This is a genomic window from Psychrobacillus insolitus, assembly GCF_003254155.1.
In the GTDB taxonomy this organism is placed as follows: domain Bacteria; phylum Bacillota; class Bacilli; order Bacillales_A; family Planococcaceae; genus Psychrobacillus; species Psychrobacillus insolitus.
In genome coordinates this window covers 19,594-40,297 of the sequence record NZ_QKZI01000013.1, presented here as the reverse complement: position 1 = coordinate 40,297, position 20,704 = coordinate 19,594, and the positions used below count along the sequence as shown (strand labels likewise).

Below are 20,704 nucleotides of genomic sequence, written 5' to 3'. Positions count from 1 at the left end.
TAACTTATAGTTTGACTATTTGAATACCTTGAATTCGATATTTATGAGTACTTATGGACTAAATAAAAAGGGTATTTAATACCTAGGGAAAAATGGGTTTTTCACTTGCCTTATTTTTGGAGAGTTTTTAGAGTGTATGTAACAACTTGGGGAGGTGAAAAAATGTTTGAGAGAATTCAGGGATTTTTAAATACATTATTTAGTGATATGCAAGGAACGTTTATTACTATTTTCTCAATTGGATTACTTATTTGTGCCATTGGGGTTTGGGTAGGTGATGAGCAGTCGTCTCCGAAGTTTAAGAACGGTATAAAACTATGTGTGATAGGGGTGGTGTTATTCTTGCTTGCTAAACCAGTGATTGAATATGTTCAAACGAATCTGTAACTAGAAAGATGTGATGAAGATGCGTTCAGAAGAATATTTTGATCGGCAGGAACGATTAAGAGCTTCTGGAAAAGTAGAGTTACCCTTAAACATTGATACAAAGAAGTATTTGTATGGGAATATCTCGTTCCAAGATGTTTTTATCCCTTCACCTTTTATTATTTTAGGTATGTTAATTTCGTATCTATTTTATCGTTTGGGGATGCTAGATCAAAAAATGTTTCTTATTGCTTTTACACCTACATTGCTCGTTGCTTTTTTTCAATTAAATAAACATCCAGTTCGAAAGAATTTGTCGCTTTTACAATATAAAGTTATAAAGAAGTTTTAGCAAAATATCCACCACTTCAATAATAATCTAGGTTAGATGAAAGGGTGAACGAGATATGGTACTTCGAACGGTTGCTAATAAAGTCGGTACTTTTGAGGTCAATGGCAATTCCATTTTCTATCTACAACCATTATCGACATTTCAGACACAGGAAATGGATTTAATAGAGAAATGGTATCGTGAAAAAATGCATTCGCTACAGGGCTATGAACAGGCGGTTCCTGCAAAAGAGATAAGTTTTCAATCGGGGCAGGTTTGTTATGCGTATGATGTTACAAGTTACAAGGCATTTAATACATTAAAAACAATGTATTTAGAAGATAAACTTCCATATTATTTATCGCTTATCGAACTGGCAAAGAATAAAAAAGTGAAGGTCCTATGGAATACACAAAACTTGTTAGTAGATGAAGAGAATCAGTTAGTCAAAGTGCTGGTTGTAGAGAATAAGGCACTGGCTATTGAGACTGATACATCAGTATTAAACATGTAAATGTTAATAAACCCTCTAATATCTAAATTTTTTTCTGTAAGTAATCATTTACCTTATTTTCTTTCTAAGTATCGATAACCATTCTTATCGATACTTAGAAAGGCTATAATAAGCGAAATAGTTTATGATAAAATAGAAGAAAATAAAAACAGATAAAAACACTCTGGTTATAGAAGAAACTCTAATTCCCTTTTTTAGAAAAATTAATATTGAAGGAGGCTAACCTGGTGGAAAATAAATCGATTATCATTCACTCTACGACGGAATTATCTGCAGATGTCCAGCAACTACATCAGCAAGCGGAAGTCCATCTATCGAATTCCAAAGCGAAAAATACGAAAAAGGCGTATACCTCTGATTGGCAGCTCTTTATCGATTGGTGTGCGGCACATAATTTAGTAGAACTGCCAGCAACGCCAGAGACCATCGCTTATTACCTTACCTTTCTTAGTTCATCGTCTAAAGCCTCCACCATTAAACGGAAAATGACGGCCATCTCGCAGCGCCATGTGTCTGCGAATTGGGAGAGTCCTACCAAGGATCCTCTCGTACAAGGGGTATGGCAAGGTATTCAACGATCCATTGGGATTAAAGAAGTGGGAAAAGAGGCATTATGGTTAGCTGATTTACGACAAGTGATCGGTATATTGTCAAATACGTTAATTGGGACTCGGAATCGTGCCTTATTAGTGAATGGATGGGCAGGTGCATTGCGACGGAGTGAGTTGGTGGGGATAGATGTGGAGCACTTAAGGTTCACTAGTGATGGACTAGTGCTCACCATTGAGCATAGTAAGACCGACCAACAAGGGGCGGGACAAGTTATTGCACTTCCCTATGGAAGCAATAGATCAACCTGTCCAGTCCGGTCGATGCAGGAGTGGTTGTCGGCCTCAGGTATCACTAGTGGTCCAGTCTTTCGACGGATGGACCGACATGGAAATCTGTATGAACGCTTAACAGATCAGTCCGTGCGATTGATTGTTCAAAAGAATTGCCAGGAGGCAGGACTTCCAGCGTCATCTTATGGAGCACATAGTTTGCGTAGTGGTTTTTGTTCGACTGCAGCAAAAGCTGGGAAAAGTGAGCATCAAATCATGCGTCAGACCAGACATAAGCAATCGAGTTCCCTCCAACGGTATATTAAGCATGGAACAATTTTCGAGGATAATGCCGCTAGTGGCATAGGACTGTGATAATTATTGCTGTGTAGTAAAGAATGTTTATTTATAAGGCTATGTTAAAGGTAAAGGTTGATTTAAAATGCGCATAAAAGCGCTCGCACCAGTTAGTTGAAGAAGAAATACTGTAGATTTGTAAAAAAGTTAGATTAAAATCATCTCACCTCTAAAAGAAACTTATTGAGGTGAGATGTGAGGTAAAGACCTAATGTACTTTTATTTACGCTTTAAAGCGATCTATAGTCACTGGAGTGTTTAATAAATTTTCTAAACCTTCACTCTAACTTCATTTTTCTTCTCAAATACCTGTTGTTGATTCTGTCTCTTTTCCAACCAATGATAAAACAGCTTCAACAACGGCAAAATTAATAAGAAGATAAACAATAACCTAAACGTCTGGAACATCGATACGAGTGAGACGTCTGCTTTAATCGCATTTGCTAATAGCACCATTTGATCCAAGCCACCAGGCGCGGTGCTTAGGAAGCTTGTGGCAAATGTTGTGTTCATGGCAAATAGCATAAGGAAGCTAGAGCCGAGTGTTAAAATAATGAGCGCGAAAGCACTGACAATGCCGGCAACTAGTATGCGGACAGGTAGTTTGATCATATCTGGCTTTAGCATGAGACCGATGTGCGCGCCGATTAATAGCTGTGCAATTGCCATTACGTATGATGGCACGGGAGGCATAGCGATTGGTGTTGCGAGCTGTAGGGCGATAATGACAATAATCGGTGTGATGAAGTAGGCCACTGGGATATGCAGTTTTTGACTGACGCGAGCACATACCCAAGACAGAGCAATTAAAAATAGTAAGCTCGATGTCATCGGTGCAACTGTTTCGTGTTTGCTCATGACTTGACCGGCAACGATAAATGGTACAACGACTACGACCAAGAGTAAGCGAATGACTTGGAAGTAAGAGATGACGCCTAAATCACTTACTTTTTCTTCTTCGGCAAACACAATGATTTGCCCTAAGCCGCCGGGGATTGTACCTAAAATCACTGACTTTACCGGTACTTTAATCCATTTTGCAATCAAGTAAGCAACGCCAATGGAGCTGGCAATTAAAATAATATTGAGCATAATCATATAAAATAAAATCGAGCCAATATTATTAAATAGACTGACATTAAACTGCACCCCAATTGCTGTACCTACAATAACGACACCTATATCAATTGTAAGTGGTGTCCATTTTAGCGGACCTTTATATACAAATTGTGCCATAACAATGACGACAATTGGACCTAGCATCCAAGGAATTGGAATGTGTAGCAGATGAAAAATATACCCACCTATAAGCGCTAGCACTAAAACATTCAACATGCCTCTCAAAAAACGAACACCCCTTTCTGAATTTTTGTTGTGTTACATAGGGGTATTTAATTGTTTCATGTTTTCATAGATGAAATGCCATACACAAAAAAATGATTATTACAAACCAAAATAAAGAACCACAAAACATCCATCATGGATGTTGGGGGATAAAGGATAATCTTATTCAACTAACAGGCGCTTTAGTAGGACAAATTACCTCATCGGACGCAAATAGCCAATCACATCAGCCCACTTTTTATTGGGTAGCGTAATTTCACTACATGGTAAGCCCGAAACATAAAAACAAGTGAAGAAACGAATCATGTTCCTCCACTTGTTTAAGTATCATCATCTACAAAAATCTTATTATACGTTTTTTCTTTTAAAAAGTTTCAGGTAATAGTGGTGACTTAGTTGTCCCACTCTAGTTTAAATCGGATATTCACGATAACCATTTTGTACACTAATCCATTTTACGGTTGTAAACTTATCAATCGCCCATTCACCATTGAAACGACCAATACCAGATTCTTTTTCACCACCAAAAGAGACATGTGCTTCATCATTCACAGATTGATCATTAATGTGAATCATTCCTGTTTTGATTTTTTTACCTACCTCTACGCCGTGATGAAGATCTTCTGTAAAGATGGAGCCACTTAAACCATACGGTGAATCATTGGCAATTTTAATCGCTTCTTCTTCATCTTTTGCTTTAATGATACAAGCAACTGGACCAAAAATTTCATTTTTAGCAATTGGCATGTCGTTTGTAACATTTGTTAAAATTATTGGCTGCATTAACAGATTATCCACAGTTCCATCAAGAGAAATGGTCGCCCCCTGCGCAACACTATCATGAACGTCTTGTTGAATTCTTTCTACCTGTTGTTTGTTAATAAGGGGACCAATGAATGTTGTTGGATTAGCCGGATCACCTGTTTGAAGAGTCTTCACAATTTCCGTAAACTTCTCAACAAATTTATCGTGTATTTCTTGATCAACAATGATTCGATTTAACGCCATACAAATTTGACCTTGGTGCAAAAATTTACCGAAAGCAGCTGCTTTTGCGGCACGTTCGATGTTGGCGTCTTTTAAGACAACCATCGCATTGTTCCCGCCTAATTCAAGCGCAACGTCCTTTAAATTTTTGCCTGCTAATTCCCCGATGCGTCGGCCTACTTCTGTTGAGCCTGTAAATGAAATCATGCATGGGATCGGATGTGACACAAATGCATCCCCGATTTCAGAACCACGCCCGACGATGACGTTGACTAAACCTGTTGGGAATCCTGCCTGTTCAAAAATTTCACCGAATAATAACCCGGAAGTAACCGGCGTATCCGATGCTGGTTTAATTACGACGCTATTACCCGTCGCTATTGCAGGAGCAAGTGAGCGCATCGTTAAAAGAAATGGGAAATTCCAAGGACCAATTACGCCAATTACGCCTTTGGCTGTACGATACACGCGATTTTCTTTATTCGGTACATACGAAGGTAAAATTTGTCCCGTAATACGCGTTAAAAAGCTCGCTGATTCTTTTACCAACTTCACAGAAGATTCAAATTCAGCTGTTGCTTTAATGAACGTACTTCCCGATTCTTGGATAAGCCACTGAATAATATCCGCTCTTTTTTCTTCAAGTACTTTGACTAAACGCTCAAAAAGCTGGTTTTTTTCACCGAGTGGCATCGCCTCCCAAACTGGTTGCGCTTGTTGCGCAGCTCGGTACGCTTCATCTAAATCGGTTGTACTCGCCCCTTGAATTGTCAACAAGTGCTCGCCAGAATAAGGGTTATAATCTTGAATTGTACTTGAACTTGCCCCATCTCTCCATTGACCATTTATGAATTGTTTTGTGAAATTTTGTAGTAATAATTGTTTCATATGTTATCCTCCATTTCCTTCTTCTTTTTTTCCTGTTTACTGAACAGCAAAAAGTGTATTCTTTGTAACGAAAATTTAAGGGGCCCTTTCTTTCTATCCAGTTTTCTTTTTCAATTAACCTTCGCCATTTACTCCATAACTGATTCGAAATGGAAAAAGGGCTGCTTCATGTGTAACGTGTATTTTGAAGCATCCGAACCACTTTGATTTTTCAGTCGTCTTAAATTTCTATGCGCTCTTTCCATTTATGAAGGATACTTTGGAAAATACCCTTTTTTAAATAAAGTTCAATTTCTCGGTGTGTATCTAAACGTAATATCGCTTGGAAGAAGCATTGGGAACCATCTGGCTTTACTACTTCCACTTTCACATGTTGGAGTGGACTGAGTGGCTCTTCTAATCCTAAAATCGAGTAGCTCTCTACTCCTGCTAAATTCATCGATTCAGCGTTTTCACCTGGCATAAATTGAAGAGGTAAAACCCCCATCATCGCTAAGTTACTACGGTGAATGCGTTCAAAACTTTCCGCTATTACGGCTTTGACACCCAGCAGATACGTTCCTTTGGCTGCCCAATCGCGTGCACTTCCTGTACCATACTCTTTACCGGCTAAAATAATTAAAGGTGTCTTTTCCGCTTGATACATTTCCGCTACCTTGTAAATTTCCGTTTCTTCGCCACTTGGTAGATGGCGTGTATAACCACCTGTCCGATCACTCAGCGCATTTTTCAGTCGTAAATGCGCGAACGTTCCTCGAACAAGTACGTCATAATTCCCTCGGCGAGAACCATAAGAATTGAACTCTGCAAATTTGACACCCTGCTCCGTCAGATATTGTCCTGCCGTACTATTTTTTGGAATACTTCCTACAGGCGAAATATGGTCTGTCGTAATCGAATCACCGAGCATGAGCAACACATTGGCATTGTAAATATTTCCTTGTGGTTGTGCATTCTCTTCTTTAAAGAAAGGGGAAGCTTTAAAGTAAGTAGACTGCGCATTCCAATTGAAAATCGGTTGCTCTGAATAGTGAAGTTGCTGCCATCTTTTATCACCTATAAAGACATTGTCATACGCTTCTTTAAATAAATCCGGTGAAATCGTCGAATCAATTAAACGGGCAATTTCATCAGAACTCGGCCAAATATCTTTTAAATAAATATCTTTGCCCGATGACGATTTTCCTAGTGGTTCGCTCTTCAAATCAATATTCATCGTCCCTGCAATGGCAAAAGCAATCACTAATGGAGGGGAAGCCAAATAGTTTGCTTTGACCAACGCGTGAATGCGTCCTTCGAAGTTGCGGTTACCACTTAAAACGGCGACTACCGTTAAATCAAAGTCTTGAATCGCTTGTTCAACCGCTTCATCTAAGTTTCCGCTATTGCCGACACATACTGAACAGCCGTAACCTGTTAGATGGAAGCCTAATTGCTCTAGGTAAGGAAGTAGCTCTGCCTTTTGTAAATAGCCTGTTACAACCTTTGAGCCTGGTGCCAAACTTGTTTGAATCGTTGGCGATACCGTTAAACCGAGTTCTATAGCCTTTTTCGCTAACAGGCCTGCGCCAATCATATTGACTGGATTCGATGTATTCGTACAACTTGTAATCGCTGCGATGACAATCGAGCCGTCTTTTAGTGCTGTGCCATGGACTGTTGTTTCATTTCCTGTTTGTGAAAGAGGTTTAGGGAAGGACTCTTTCACAAGTGCCAGTGGCATTCTGTCTTGTGGGCGTTTAGGGCCTGAAACACTCGCCTCTACCGTTTGTAAGTCAAATACTAAAAGGTCGGCATACCTTTTGTTTTGTTCACTGTTCGGTAGATGGAACAGTCCTTGCGCTTTGCAGTACTGCTCGACGCGTTCGACTTCGCTGTCTTGTTTACCCGTCATGCGCAAAAATTTCAATGTTTCTTCGTCAACAGGAAAGAAACCACATGTTGCTCCGTATTCAGGGGACATATTAGAAATCGTTGCTCTATCTGGGATTGACAGTTTCTTTAAACTTGGCCCAAAGAATTCAACAAACTTCCCGACAACATTGTGCTGTCTGAGCATCTGTGTAAGCGTTAAGGCGACATCTGTTGCCGTCACACCTTCTGTTAGTTGGCCTGTAATTTCAACACCTACAACCTCAGGCATTGACATACTCACCGGAACTCCTAACATCGCTGCTTCAGCTTCGATTCCGCCAACGCCCCACCCGAGTACGCCCAACGCATTGACCATTGTCGTATGCGAATCCGTACCGATGACTAGTTCTGGGTACGCGACGTCTGTTTGCGTCGTTAATTGGACAATTTTTGTTAAATACTCTAAATTTATTTGATGAATAATGCCATTCGCTGGTGGGACAACCGATAAACCATCAAAAGCGTGTTGCGCCCATTTTAAAAATTCATAGCGTTCTTCATTACGCTCATATTCTAATTGAAGATTCATTGAAAACGCCGAATCGGATCGGAAATGATCGACTTGAACGGAGTGATCAATGACTAAATCAACGGGAATTTCAGGATTGACCATCGATGGGTCAATTCCTTGTTCCATCAAGTGTTGGCGAAGTGACACGAGGTCGACTAAAACCGGAATGCCTGAGGCGTCTTGCATAATGACACGCGTCGGGACAATCGGAATATCGATTCGTTTCCTCGCTTTAATGTTTGACAAAATTTGAAGCAGTTCCTCATGACTCAAATCTAGCTTCTCTTGATTTCGCATCAGTGATTCAAGCAAAATCTTTGTCGTGTATGGTAGCTCCGAAACATTCACTGGTCCACCTAATGCTTGGAGGCTGTTAATATGAAATGTTTCATAGTTCGTATTGAGCGTTTGTTTGTACATATGTCCTCCCCCCCCTGCAAAGAAACTTATACTTCTACTTTTTTCTGTCCCTTTGGACTCGCAGATAAATCTGAACATTTCCCTGCTTTTAGAAGGAAGCTGTCTACCGCTTGTGGCAGCAACTGTTGAATATATTTCGCTGCTTCTAGTACTTGATCTAACGAAAGGTTCGTCTCAATGCCCATTTCGCCAAATCCATGAATTAAATCTTCTGAAGCGATATTGCCGCTTGCTCCTGGTGCATACGGACAACCGCCTAATCCACCTGCGGAGCTATCAAAATGAATAATGCCTTCTTCATAGCCTGCGACAGCGTTTGCGAATGCCATGCCTCGTGTGTTATGTAAGTGCAATGAGAATGTGATTTCAGGGAATAATTCTCTTAGTGCACGTACATTGCGTTTAATTTTTGTTGGGTTGGCCATACCGGTTGTATCTGCAAGTGATACTTCCGTAATACCAAATGAACGATAGCGCTCGCAGATCATTGCTAAACGCTCTACCGGAATATCACCTTCATACGGGCAGCCAAACGCCACGGAAATCGACCCTGATATCGCAATATCACTTTGTTTTGCTCGCACAATAAGTGGCTCAAAATTCTGCAGTGCTTCTTCCGTTGTGCAATTCGCGTTACTTAAGCTATGCGAATCTGATGCAGATAACATGAGTTTTGCTTTGTCTACACCAACCGCAATCGCGCGCTCTAAGCCGCGAACATTCGGTACTAATGCACGAAACTTCACACCTTTTACGCGTTTCACTTGTTTTAACAATTCATCAGCGTCTTTTAATTGTGGTATGGCTTTCGGATGGACAAAAGAAGTTACTTCAATTTGCTTGTAACCGCAATCGATTAATCGATTAGTAATGTCGATTTTTGTTTCCGTTGGGATCCATTCACTAATGCTTTGGAAGCCGTCTCGTGGACAAACTTCGGTAAGGATAACTGCTTGTTTATTGACCAACTGGAACACTCCTTTTAAATCACTTTTTTCTCTCTTAATTTCGCGATATTTTCGTCATCTAAACCGAGGATGTCTCTCAAAATTTCGTCCGTGTGCTCTCCTAAATCTGGTGCGATTTGGCGAATGGAGCCCGGTGTTTCAGAGAATTTCGGCACGACACCTGGAATTTTTACTTTGCCTAAGCGTGGATGTTCTACTTCCACAATATTTTCGCGTGCCTTATACTGTGGGTCTTCGAAAATATCTTGAATGCTGTAAATTTGGCTTATTGGCACGCCGCATTCATCCAGCATTGTTTGCAGCTCGTCTTTTGTTTTTGTGCGTACCCAGTCCGCTACGATGCCGTTTACTTCATCAAAGCGTGTCAGGCGCACGGAGTTTGTTGAGTAGCGTTCGTCTGTTAGCATATCTTCTCGACCCATCGCTTTTGCTAAACGCTCAAATGTTTTATCTGAGCTCGTTACTAAAATAATCCAGATGTCGTCTTTTGTTAAGAAGTTGCCTGCTGGTGCGGAGTGACCGCTTAGCCCAGGTGAGCGTTCTTTAATCGTGCCTGTTACGTCGTAGTCGGCGATTAAAAACTCCATCATTCTAAACATCGATTCGTATAAGCTCACATCGACAAATTGCCCTGTGCCTTCCTCATGGCAATCTCTGTGATACAGTGCTGTTACTGCCGCAAACGCGACATAAATGCCTGTTACGTAATCCGTTAATGAAAACGATGGGCTAATTGGTGGGCGGTCTGGGAAGCCGTGTAAATATGTAAATCCACTAAAGGCCGTAGCCGGTGTACCGAACCCTGCTTTGTGTGAATACGGGCCTGTTTGTCCGTAGCCTGTGACACGAATCATGACTAAATCAGGATTCACTTCTTTTAACGCCTCGTAGCCAACACCCCATTTTTCGAGTGTGCCTGTGCGAAAGTTTTCTATGACCATATCGGATTCTTTTACAAGCTTACGTAAAATTTCTTTGCCTTCTTCTTGACGTAAGTCGAGCGTCAGCGATTTTTTATTTCGCGCAATTCCTGGCCAGCGTAAACCTTCGCCTTCATAGTAAGGACCTAAATTACGCAATGGATCTCCGACACCTGGCATTTCGACTTTGATGACATCTGCCCCAAAATCCGCAAGCAGTGTCGCACCAAACGGAGCTGCAATTACGGTAGATAAATCAAGAATACGGATTCCCTCTAAAGGGCTCTTCCACTTCGTCTTCATATTCGTCTTCATATATATTCACACCCTTGAATTGATAAATAATTGATGAACTTCGTTGTAAAACTACAGAAAGGCTATACCCCATGATGTAGAAGAATATAGCCTTTACCGTATTTGAATGCTTCATTTTATAAAATTAAACAGAAGTTAATTTGCGCTCTTTGTATAACCACTCTAAATATGTGTAATCATCTGCTGAGCGATTTAACATAATCGTATCGCGTAACAGTCTTGTAGCTGGGTCTTCTGCGTGCTTAATTTCGCCCCAAGTACGTGCACCGCGTTGTATTTCGGCTGTACGTGGAATACGCTCTTGTTGATACTCATTAAGCGCTTTTGCTACATTTGAACCATTTGCGCCTAATTTTTCCACTAAGCAAACGGCATCTTCTAGTGCTTGGCATGCGCCTTGTGCAAGGTATTGCAGCATCGCATGGGCGCCATCGCCTAAGAGTGTCACACGATTCGTTGACCATTTTTCTAATGGCTCGATGTCATGTAATCTTGAAACAAAGCCTTCTTGTACGAATTTCAGTGACTCTTGCATCGTTGGGCAGCAGTCCGCGAACATTTCACGAAGCTCGTCGATTGAACCCCAATCGCCTGTCTCTTCGTTGTAGCTATTGCTTTTAAATACCGCCACTTGGTTAATGACGCTTTTGTGACGTACTGGGTATTGTACAAGGTGAATACCAGGGCCAATCCAAGTTAATTTTTCGTCCCAATCGATATTGATTGTCATTTCTTCCATCGGCACTGTGAAGCGGTATGCTACGTAGCGAGAAGCAACTGGTTTTGACGCTGGGTTTACTAATTGACGAGCAACCGAGTGAATGCCGTCTGCGCCAACAACTGTTTCCCCTCTTAATACTTCGCCGTTTTCACAACGTAATTCCACATAATTGCTCAGTTCTTCAATCGACGCTAATTTATGATTCGTTAAGAACGTAATATTCGTTAATTTTTGGCACGCTTTTAGTAAGACACTGTGTAAATCTGAACGGTGAATTACGAGGTACGGATAACCAAAACTTTTTTCGAATGACTCGCCGAACTGCACAGCCGATAATTCTTTGCCATCTAATGCGTCCATGAATACATGGCGACGAGGGAATACGCCTAATTTATATACTTCTTCTAATACGCCTAATGCATCGAGTGCACGTAAACCATTTGGTCCTACTTGTAAGCCAGCGCCTACTTCACCAAACTCTGGTGCTTGCTCAAGAACCGTTACTTTTTTACCTAATTTCGCAATACCATAAGTAGCTGCTAAGCCGCCGATGCCACCGCCAACAACGATTACTTCTTCAACATTTCCCACACTAATCACCTCATCTAGTAATCTCTTATTTAATTACAACGGACTCTTTCAGATGTTCCGGCTCAAATACCGATAGAATTTCTTGATGGCCGTCATTTTCTGGGTATGCTTGTTCTTTTTCGAAATCGAATAATTCCATAATCGGTAAGTCGTTTGTTGAGAATAATACCGCTTCTTCTGTTTCAGATGTATTCACGTGTTCATGCCATGTCCACGCTGGCAGTGCGAAAATGTCGCCTGCTTTCCAGTCAAAGCGTACGCCGTTCATAATTGTGTAGCCGCTACCTCTGTAGACGTTGTACACAGCGCTATGCGTATGACGGTGTGCTTTTCCTTTGAATTGAGGTGGTAATTGCTGCATGCGTGCACCAATGCGTCTGTTTGCATCTTTACCTGTTGATGGGTTGATATATTCCACTGCATAGCCATCACCTGCGTCTGGTGCGAATTCACTTTGCCCTTCTAATGCTTGTTTTGTTAAGTCATATTTATAGCGGCCAAGCGGTGCTGGTGATGGTTTACGGTCAGAAATCGGACGTACCATTCCTCCTGCATAACGCTTCGTGTTGTAGTCTTCTGGGAATTCTACTGGTTGGCGAGTTTCTGGATACATTTCAAAGAACGAGCTTGTTAGTGCAGATGTGAATGGAATGTCTAGGCAGTCCATCCAGAACACTGTATCTTCGCCTTCGTTAATGTGATCGTGCCAGCACCATTCCGGTGTAATTACGTAGTCACCTGGCTCGAAGTTGTACTTCACGCCGTTTACAACGCCTGACGCGCCGGTACCTTGCATAATGAAGCGTAATGCAGATGTCATATGGCGGTGTGGTGGTGCGATTTCACCTGGGTTTAGCGCTTGTACAGCCGCATATAATGTTTGCGTTGCGCCGCCCCATCCGTGTGGCTCTAAATGTTTCATACCAGGGTTGATTAAGTACACAGCGCGTCGGTCGATTGAACCTACGCCTACTTGTAATAATTCTTTTGCTTTTTCTAACATTTCAAGAATTAATTCTTTTTTCCATAAGTACGGTACTGCGCGTGGACGTGGTTCTGAAGCACTGAATACAGAAGCCCATAGCGGACCCATTTGCTTGTCCCCTAATTCTTTGTGAAAATCTAATAATTCAGGTGTCCATTGTTGCTCTAATTTGTGTTCTGCCATCATAATTTCCTCGCTTTCGTAATCGAATTTTATTTATTAGTTATGTCGTAAATAAAAGAAAACAGAAAAAATAAAGCTTACTCAAATTAAATGCCTGGTTTGTAATCTACTTGTACAGAGAACTCACCGATGCGCTCAATGTTTATACGTACTGTGTCGCCTTGTATAATTGGTGCTACGCCTTCTGGTGTACCAGTTGTTACGATATCGCCTGGTAATAACGTCATCACGCTTGAAGCCGCTTCTAGGAATTTATAGCAATCGTAAATCAGGTCGCTTGTGTTCGCTGATTGGCGAAGTTCGTCGTTTACCCATAAATTCATTTGTAATTGGTTTGGATTCTCCACTTCGTCACCTGTTACAATCCAAGGACCGATTGGTGTGAATGTGTCGAACGATTTACGCCATGGACGGTCTTCTTTTCCGCGTACTGTAATATCCATTAATGCGATGAAGCCGAAAATGTAATCCGCTGCGTCTTCTGCTTTTACATCTTTTGCTTCTTTGCCGATAACAAACGCAATTTCTGCTTCGTGGTCTACACGGCGATCTTTAAATGGTAGTAGCACTGTATCATTTGGTCCAATGATTGATGACGGCGATTTTAGGAAGAAGCCTAAACGGTCAACCGTTAACGCTGTGTTCATTTCTTCTTTGTGTAAAATGTAGTTGATTGGTGCCGCTACAATTTTACTTGGGTTTTGAACCGGAGCACGTAAAGCCACCTCTTCTACAGAATAAGCAGGACAAGAATCTAAGCTTGCTTCAATTTTTGGTTTTAAAGTATCGAAGTCGCCCATTAACTTGACAAGCGATGCTTGTGAATCCTGATTATTCCAATCTACTACTGATGAAATGTCGATGACGTTGTTTCCTTCAACAACCCCTACTTGATTTTCGTTGAACACTGCAATTTTCATTATGATCCCCCTTTCATTTCATCCCGTTACGGGAATCAAACCGTTTGTTTTGATTGATAAATATTCAATTGCTTTTGTATCTCTTTTAACCACTCACCAAAGCAAGTGTATTTATCCATTTGTAATCCGTTATCGTACAGTTCGTTTGCAACGGACTCGATAACGCTTGTCTCTACTTGCATGTAATGGCTCACACAAATTACCCATTTTTCGCGGTGTTCTTGCTCGCTTAATGGCGTTTCGATTGAACCTGGTGCATGAAGCACTGCTTTTTCATACACTTGGCCATCTTTTGTTTTAATTTGAATTTCGATTGGCAATCGGCGGTTTAGTCGCTTATCTTCTTCGGTTTCGTCTATTTTAAAGACGTGCACTTGTGGAAGGCGGTTTTGAATGTCTGCACGTTGTACTTGTGCGTCTTCAAAGCTACTCAGTCTCACATGCCCATCGATTAGCGCTGCGAGTACCGTATATTCCGCACTAAATTTTCCTTGTAGCCCTGTGACGGGGCGCGAGTGAACGAGTGGCAACAGACTTCTCGGCTGTGCTCGGAGCACAATTTCGTCGATCATGTCGATATGTAACTGATGCTCCTCTTTTAAAAGTAGTGCGCCTTGGATAAAGCGGTGTGTGCCAAAGCAGCACGGGAATTTCTTCACCGATAAGCCTGTTAGTAAATCGTAAGGCGAACCGAATGCGATTGACTCTTTCACGCTTTGTGTCGCATCCTCATCTAGCCCACTAAATGCAAGGAAAAATCCTCGACTGTCAAAAATCTGACTATTCCCAGTAAACCCTTGTTCAGCTAATTGCACCGCCTGAATGCCCCCTGCTGCGGCTAAGCCAACATGTAGAGGTTTTGTCATCGAACCGAAGTTCTTTTGTAAACCGCCTGCCATTGAAGCAGCAATCGAGATAGCGTTTGTGCATTGTTCCGTGTTTAGGCGTTGTAAATAGGCACACGCCGCTGCTGCACCCACTGCGCCGAGTGTACTTGTCGCATGCCAACCAGCATTGTAATGCTTAATACCCATTACTTGTCCAACGCGTACCATCACTTCTGTGCCGATTGCATAAGCGGTAATGACCACTTGCCCTGAGCTGTTCAGCTGTTCTGCAAGAGGTGTAATCGCTGCGAGAATCGGTGCACTTGGGTGAATGATGACCCCTGGTGAGGCGTCATCATAATCCAGTACGTGCGAGGCTGTGCCGTTAATGAGGGCTGCGCGCTCAGCGTCAAGCAGGTGTGCCTCCCCCCAAAGAGAGGAAACACCTGCTTGATGATGGTAAATGTTTTTCACCGATTCAACAGCCGGCTCATGCCAGCCTGCGAGTGAAACGCCAATTGTATCGATAATGGCTTTTTTTGATAAATCGACCAACTGTTGCGGAAGCTGCTCATACGTTGTTTCCGTAATGAAGGCAACAAGCTTGTTCATGAAATCATTATTGATTTCTCCATTTTGGTTTACGCTTTTCATTAAAGGCGGCCACTCCTTCTAATCGATCTTCTGAAGAAACTAACAGATTGTATGCGGCGATATCTAATGCGTACGCTGTATGATAGTCTGTTTCGGAACCGTTGTTAATCGACGTTTTGGCTGTTCGTACAGCCATTGGAGCGCTTTCTGCAATTTTCTCTGCGATTTCTAGCGCTGTTTCTAACGCTGTGCCTTTCGCTACAACGCGGTTGACCATGCCCCACTCATACGCTAAAGCAGCGTCAATTTTGCGTCCTGTATAGATCAGTTCTTTCGCTCGGCGTACACCAATTGCTCGGGCTAAATTTTGTAAGCCCCCGCCGCCTGGTAAAATGCCGCGTAATGTTTCAGATAAGCCGAAAACAGCCGTTTCAGAAGCGATGATAAAGTCCGTTGATAGGGCTAATTCACAGCCGCCTGCAAGCGCGTAGCCTTCTACTGCCGCGATGACTGGTACTGGGAAGTCGCGCGTTAGAAGCACTAATTCTTCAATCACTTGGTGCTGCTTACGCCAAGTGCCGTCGCTCATGCCGTTACGCTCTTTTAAATCGCCGCCCGCGCTGAATGCTTTTTCGCCTGCGCCAGTAATAACGATACATCTTAACGTTTCGTTGTACGCCTGCTCACGGAATAAAGATAGTCTTTCTTCCAGCATTTGCGTATTCATCGCATTCATTACTTCTGGGCGGTTTAACGTCACTACTAAAATTTCGTTGTCTTCGCCTTGAAATTCAACTTTCAACATTTCGTATTTTGTCGTTACTGTGCTCATCTTCCTACCCCCTTCTTAATATGAACGTGGCATTTTTAAGACGTGTTGGCCTACGTAACTTAATACTAAGTTTGAAGAGATTGGCGCAATTTTCATCATGCGAGCTTGCATCCATTTACGGTTTACGTGGTACTCGTTCGCTGCTGCATACCCACCGAATGTTTGCATACATGCTTCCGCTGCGTGGTACGCTGCGTCTGAGCATAAGTATTTCGCCATGTTCGCATCTGCACCCGCTGTTGGATCTTTTTTATCGAATTTCGCTGCTGCCTCGTACATTAATGCTTCCGCTGCACGCAGTTCCATGTACGCTTGTGCGATTGGGAATTGTACGCTTTGGTTTTGTGTAATTGGGCGGTTGAAGACAACACGCTCGTTTCCGTATTTTACAGCTTGGTCAATAAACCATTTCCCGTTACCAAGTGCTGAACCTGATACTAAAATACGTTCTGCTACCATGCCGTCCATTACGCAGTATAGACCGCGGCCCTCTTCACCGATTAAACAATCTTCTGATACTTCAAGGTCCGTGAAGAATAATTGGTTCGTGTCGCCACCTAACATTGTTGGGATTTTTGTTGCTTCAATCATCCCTTCGCCTACTTCACGTGTATCGATTAAGAATAAGCTAATGCCGTGCGTTTTCTTTTCCACTTGATCAAGTGGCGTTGTACGCGCTAACAGTAACATTAAGTCTGTATTGTTGAAGCGTGAGATAAAGATTTTTTGGCCGTTAATGATGTAACGGTCGCCTTTTTTCACCGCTGTCGTTTGAATTTTTGTTGTATCTGACCCAGCGTCTGGCTCTGTTACCGCGAATGTTTGTAAGCGTAACTCGCCGCTTGCAATTTGAGGTAAGTATTTACGCTTTTGCTCTTCGCTACCATGACGTAGTACGGCACCCATTGTGTACATTTGCGCGTGTACTTGGTTCGCGTTGCCGCCTGAACGGTTTACTTCTTCTAAAATGATCGCGCCTTCTGTGAAACCTAAGCCAGAACCGCCGTACTCTTCTGGAATGAGTGCGCCTAACCAACCTGCATCGCTCATTGCTTTTACGAATTCCGTTGGGTAAGTATTTTCTTCATGTGATTTTCCCCAGTAATCTAAGTCAAAACGTGCGCATACTTCATGCACTCCATCGCGAATATCTTGTTGTAAATCTGCAAATCCTACAGTCATTGTTCATTCCTCCATCAGTTGTTTTTATGATCCTTGGACTTGCATCCAAGAGTTTGGTCGAATATTTGATAATAAGCCGCCTTTTGCTAGATGCCCTGGCAGCTCACGTCCAACGATTTTTTCAGCTAACTTCGCGCATTCAACTAAAGAATCTAATTGAAGCCCTGTGTCAATGCCCATTTGTTCACATAAGAAGGCAACATCTTCTGTTGAAATATTGCCTGGTGCGCCCTTGACTGCCGCAAACGGACAGCCGCCAAGCCCACCAATTGCCGTATCGAATTCCCAAAGCCCTTCTTGCAGTGCTGCATAGACATTCGCTAAGCCTAAGCCGCGTGTATCATGCAAGTGCAAATGGATATTCAGTTCCGGCCATTTGTCTTGAATTGTGCAAACGGTACGTTTAATTTGTTCTGGGTTTGCCCAGCCCATCGTATCGGCTAATTTCACTTTTTGAATCGCTTCGCCGTGGCTGTCTGCTAGGTTAATAACGTCACCCATCAGCTTTAGTAAGTGCTCGAGTTCGATATAGCCTTCGAAGTTACAGCCAAACGATGCCATAAAGCCCATTTGCTTTACGCGAATGTTTGCAGCTTGGTACGCTGCAATCCATTCAGGTAATTTGTCTAACATTTCCCTCGTCGTTTTGTTCATATTGCGCTTTGAGAACGTATCGCTCGCCGATAATACTAAGCTGCCGTCCAGTGTCACCGGGTTACCGAGTGCGCGCTCTAAACCTTGTAAGTTTAAATACGCTGCTCTATACGTCACACCTGGTACACGCTCAATTCCTGCTAACACCGCTTCAGCGTCCGCCATTTGTGGCACCCATTTCGGGCTCACAAATGACGTCACTTCAATATGTTTCAGGCCAGCATTACTTAGCTCATTGACGAACGTAATTTTATCCTCTGTTGCAATCGGGTTTGTTTCGGATTGAAAACCTTCCCTCGGGCCTACTTCATATAATTCAACACATTGGGGTAAATGCATGTTCTTACCTCCTAACCGACAATACTCATACTTTTAAACTTTTATATTGTTCTTCTGTAGAATTTAATGAAGCTAAAATTTCTTCTGTGTGCTCCCCAAGTAATGGTGGAAGCGATTGCAAATGACTGCGTTCTTCGTTGATACGGAATGGCAGATCGACCATTCTGAAATCAGACACTCTGAAGCCGTCCACTGCTTTAATCATGTCAAGTGCATTCACTTGTTCATCGCGAAGTACACGGTCTATTGTATTAATTGGAGAACTTGGTACATTGTATTGTTCCATTAAGTTCACCAGGTCATCTAACTCATATTGTGTCGTACGTTCTTCAATCAACTGCTGAAGCTCTTCGCGGTGTTGCACCCGAACCGAGTTGGACTCAAAGCGTGGATCTTCCACCAGTTCTGGCATTTCAAGCGCTGTACATAAACTTTTAAATAAGCGGTTGTTCCCAGCGGCGATAATCGCCCATTGGTCACCTTTCGTTTTAAATGCTTGATACGGTACAGTAGTCGCCATACCTGTGCCCATCTTCTTCGGTAAATTGCCAGAAGCCATATATGTAGAAAGCTGTAATGATACCCATGAAACGCCAGTTTCTAATAAGCTGCTCGCTACTTTACTTCCTTTGCCCGTTTCATTTCGTTGATGAAGAGCGGTTAAAATGCCGATCAGACACCACATCCCTGTTCCCATATCGACAATCGATACGCCAACGCGGGCTGGATCATCGCCTTCATTCCCCGTTAAGCTCATGATGCCGCTGTAAGCTTGGATGAGTGGGTCATAACCTGGTTTATTTTTCATTTTTCCTTTATCGCCAAACGCGCTAATCGACGCGTGGATTAATGCGGGATTAATTGCTGATAACTGCTCATAGCTAAGTCCGCGTGAGTCTTCACTCCCCGGCTTTAAACTATGGATAAAGATATCTGCTGTCTTACATAATTGATGAATAATTTCTTGTCCTTTTGGATCATTCAAATCCACACAAACACTTTTTTTATTCCGATTTAATGCTAAGAACGTAGAAGATTCCTCGCCCCATAATGGCGGGTGCCAGTGCCTTGTATCGTCACCGTGAACTGGGCGTTCAATTTTAATAACGGTCGCCCCTAAATCTCCTAATATTTGTGAACAAAATGGACCTGCTACGTTTTGCGTAATATCAATTACGGTAAGGCCCGAAAGAATGTTAGTCATATTTTAGATCTCTCCCTTTTTTCAGACTGGAACTTTTTTAAATTCCTCAATTAATAATGGAACTACTTCAAATAAATCTCCTACAATGCTGTAATCTGCCACTCGGAAAATCGGTGCTTCTGGATCTTTATTAATTGCTACGATAATTTTTGAGTTCGACATCCCCGCTAAGTGTTGTACAGCACCTGAGATTCCGCATGCGATATATAAATCAGGCGTTACCACTTTACCTGTTTGTCCTACTTGCATAGCATAATCACAATAGCCTGCGTCACACGCTGCACGAGAGGCACCAACTGCTGCACCTAACACTTCTGCTAATTCATACAACTGATTGAAGCCTTCTGCACTTTTCACACCACGGCCACCTGAAACAATAATTTTGGCCTCTGTTAAATCCAACTTACCTGTTGTCTTTTTCACAACATCTTTAATAATGGTGCGAATATCCGTAATCGTTACTTGCGTCTCAATGACGTTTGCCGTACGCTGTGCATTCGGTTCACCTTTTACGATATTGTTCGGGCGAATCGACGCGAAAATAATCCCCTCTTTTACTTTTTTCTTTTGGAATAGCTTCCCTGCATAAACCGGGCGAATAAAGACGATTTCTTCTCCGTTTACTTCTACACCTGTACAGTCGGAAATTAAGCCAAGCCCTAGACGAGCTGCTACACGCGGTGCTAAATCACGCCCCATCGCTGTATGACCAACGAGGATTACATCTGGTTTAACCGTCTGTACAACTTCTGTAAGCGCTTGCGAAAAAGCGTCTGTTGAATAGGCATTTAGCTCTTCGTTCGTGGCGATGTACACTTTATCTGCACCATGCTGTGCTAATTGCTGTGCCTCGTCTTGATTCCCTTGTCCGAATACAACTGCGATGACTTCCCCGCCGTTTGTCATTTGTTGTGCGGCAGTAAGTACTTCAAATGAGACATTTCTTAAAATTCCGTCTCGTCTTTCGACAACAACTAATACGTTTTTACTCATTCTTATCTTCCCCTTCCTGAATG

Annotated in this window: 18 protein-coding genes; 4 read left to right on the top strand and 14 right to left on the bottom strand. The window is 42.4% G+C overall.

The features are described from left to right. Positions 1-162 precede the first annotated feature (162 nt). The 4 genes from C7437_RS15830 to C7437_RS15815 all read left to right on the top strand — a co-directional run bounded on the left by C7437_RS15830 (position 163) and on the right by C7437_RS15815 (position 2,407). Positions 163-387, top strand: a complete 225-nt coding sequence (locus C7437_RS15830; protein WP_111440978.1) for a hypothetical protein — start codon at positions 163-165, stop codon at positions 385-387. 19 nt (positions 388-406) lie between these two features. Further along, a complete protein-coding gene (locus C7437_RS15825) occupies positions 407-718 on the top strand; it encodes a hypothetical protein (RefSeq protein WP_245909317.1) in 312 nt (103 codons plus the stop codon). Positions 719-773: 55 nt separating this feature from the next. After that, a complete protein-coding gene (locus C7437_RS15820; RefSeq protein ID WP_111440974.1) occupies positions 774-1,211 on the top strand; it encodes a hypothetical protein in 438 nt (145 codons plus the stop codon). A 509-nt stretch (positions 1,212-1,720) separates the two neighbouring features. Beyond that, the gene (locus C7437_RS15815) at positions 1,721-2,407 is read left to right on the top strand and encodes a site-specific integrase (RefSeq protein WP_170122399.1); all 687 of its coding nucleotides are present in this window, start codon (positions 1,721-1,723) and stop codon (positions 2,405-2,407) included. 252 nt (positions 2,408-2,659) lie between these two features. On the opposite strand, the gene C7437_RS15810 is transcribed toward C7437_RS15815, so the two are convergent. From C7437_RS15810 to C7437_RS15745, 14 genes are all read right to left on the bottom strand, one after another. Further along, positions 2,660-3,724, bottom strand: coding sequence for an AbrB family transcriptional regulator (locus C7437_RS15810; RefSeq protein ID WP_245909319.1), 1,065 nt, complete (start codon positions 3,722-3,724; stop codon positions 2,660-2,662). Positions 3,725-4,144: 420 nt separating this feature from the next. Then, positions 4,145-5,608 (bottom strand): aldehyde dehydrogenase family protein, encoded by a 1,464-nt coding sequence (locus C7437_RS15805; RefSeq protein ID WP_111440971.1) that lies wholly within the window; start codon positions 5,606-5,608, stop codon positions 4,145-4,147. A 220-nt stretch (positions 5,609-5,828) separates the two neighbouring features. Continuing rightward, positions 5,829-8,453, bottom strand: coding sequence for an aconitate hydratase AcnA (gene acnA, locus C7437_RS15800; RefSeq protein WP_170122398.1), 2,625 nt, complete (start codon positions 8,451-8,453; stop codon positions 5,829-5,831). A gap of 26 nt (positions 8,454-8,479) precedes the next feature. After that, entirely contained in the window at positions 8,480-9,430 is a 951-nt protein-coding gene (locus C7437_RS15795; protein WP_425450574.1) for a hydroxymethylglutaryl-CoA lyase, read from the bottom strand. Positions 9,431-9,435: 5 nt separating this feature from the next. Beyond that, positions 9,436-10,644 carry a CaiB/BaiF CoA transferase family protein gene (locus C7437_RS15790; protein WP_111440977.1) on the bottom strand — a complete coding sequence of 403 codons (1,209 nt, stop codon included), beginning with the start codon at positions 10,642-10,644 and terminating at the stop codon, positions 9,436-9,438. A 136-nt stretch (positions 10,645-10,780) separates the two neighbouring features. After that, a complete protein-coding gene (locus C7437_RS15785) occupies positions 10,781-11,968 on the bottom strand; it encodes an FAD-dependent monooxygenase (RefSeq protein ID WP_170122397.1) in 1,188 nt (395 codons plus the stop codon). 25 nt (positions 11,969-11,993) lie between these two features. Continuing rightward, on the bottom strand, positions 11,994-13,136 hold the full coding sequence (locus tag C7437_RS15780; RefSeq protein ID WP_111440967.1) for a cupin domain-containing protein: 1,143 nt from the start codon (positions 13,134-13,136) through the stop codon (positions 11,994-11,996). Between the two features lie 86 nt (positions 13,137-13,222). Continuing rightward, the gene (locus C7437_RS15775) at positions 13,223-14,056 is read right to left on the bottom strand and encodes a fumarylacetoacetate hydrolase family protein (RefSeq protein WP_111440966.1); all 834 of its coding nucleotides are present in this window, start codon (positions 14,054-14,056) and stop codon (positions 13,223-13,225) included. A 35-nt stretch (positions 14,057-14,091) separates the two neighbouring features. Then, positions 14,092-15,537 (bottom strand): MmgE/PrpD family protein, encoded by a 1,446-nt coding sequence (locus tag C7437_RS15770; RefSeq protein ID WP_111440965.1) that lies wholly within the window; start codon positions 15,535-15,537, stop codon positions 14,092-14,094. Continuing rightward, positions 15,503-16,309 (bottom strand): enoyl-CoA hydratase/isomerase family protein, encoded by an 807-nt coding sequence (locus C7437_RS15765; RefSeq protein WP_211310039.1) that lies wholly within the window; start codon positions 16,307-16,309, stop codon positions 15,503-15,505. Before C7437_RS15765 ends, C7437_RS15770 begins: the two co-directional genes overlap by 35 nt. 15 nt (positions 16,310-16,324) lie before the next feature. After that, positions 16,325-17,491 (bottom strand): acyl-CoA dehydrogenase family protein, encoded by a 1,167-nt coding sequence (locus C7437_RS15760; RefSeq protein ID WP_111440964.1) that lies wholly within the window; start codon positions 17,489-17,491, stop codon positions 16,325-16,327. Between the two features lie 24 nt (positions 17,492-17,515). Further along, positions 17,516-18,484 (bottom strand): hydroxymethylglutaryl-CoA lyase, encoded by a 969-nt coding sequence (locus C7437_RS15755; RefSeq protein ID WP_111440963.1) that lies wholly within the window; start codon positions 18,482-18,484, stop codon positions 17,516-17,518. 25 nt (positions 18,485-18,509) lie between these two features. Then, positions 18,510-19,688: a CaiB/BaiF CoA transferase family protein gene (locus tag C7437_RS15750; protein ID WP_111440962.1), complete on the bottom strand. Its 1,179-nt coding sequence runs from the start codon at positions 19,686-19,688 to the stop codon at positions 18,510-18,512. Between the two features lie 21 nt (positions 19,689-19,709). Continuing rightward, positions 19,710-20,681 (bottom strand): electron transfer flavoprotein subunit alpha/FixB family protein, encoded by a 972-nt coding sequence (locus C7437_RS15745; protein ID WP_111440961.1) that lies wholly within the window; start codon positions 20,679-20,681, stop codon positions 19,710-19,712. Between the last annotated feature and the right edge of the window lie 23 nt (positions 20,682-20,704).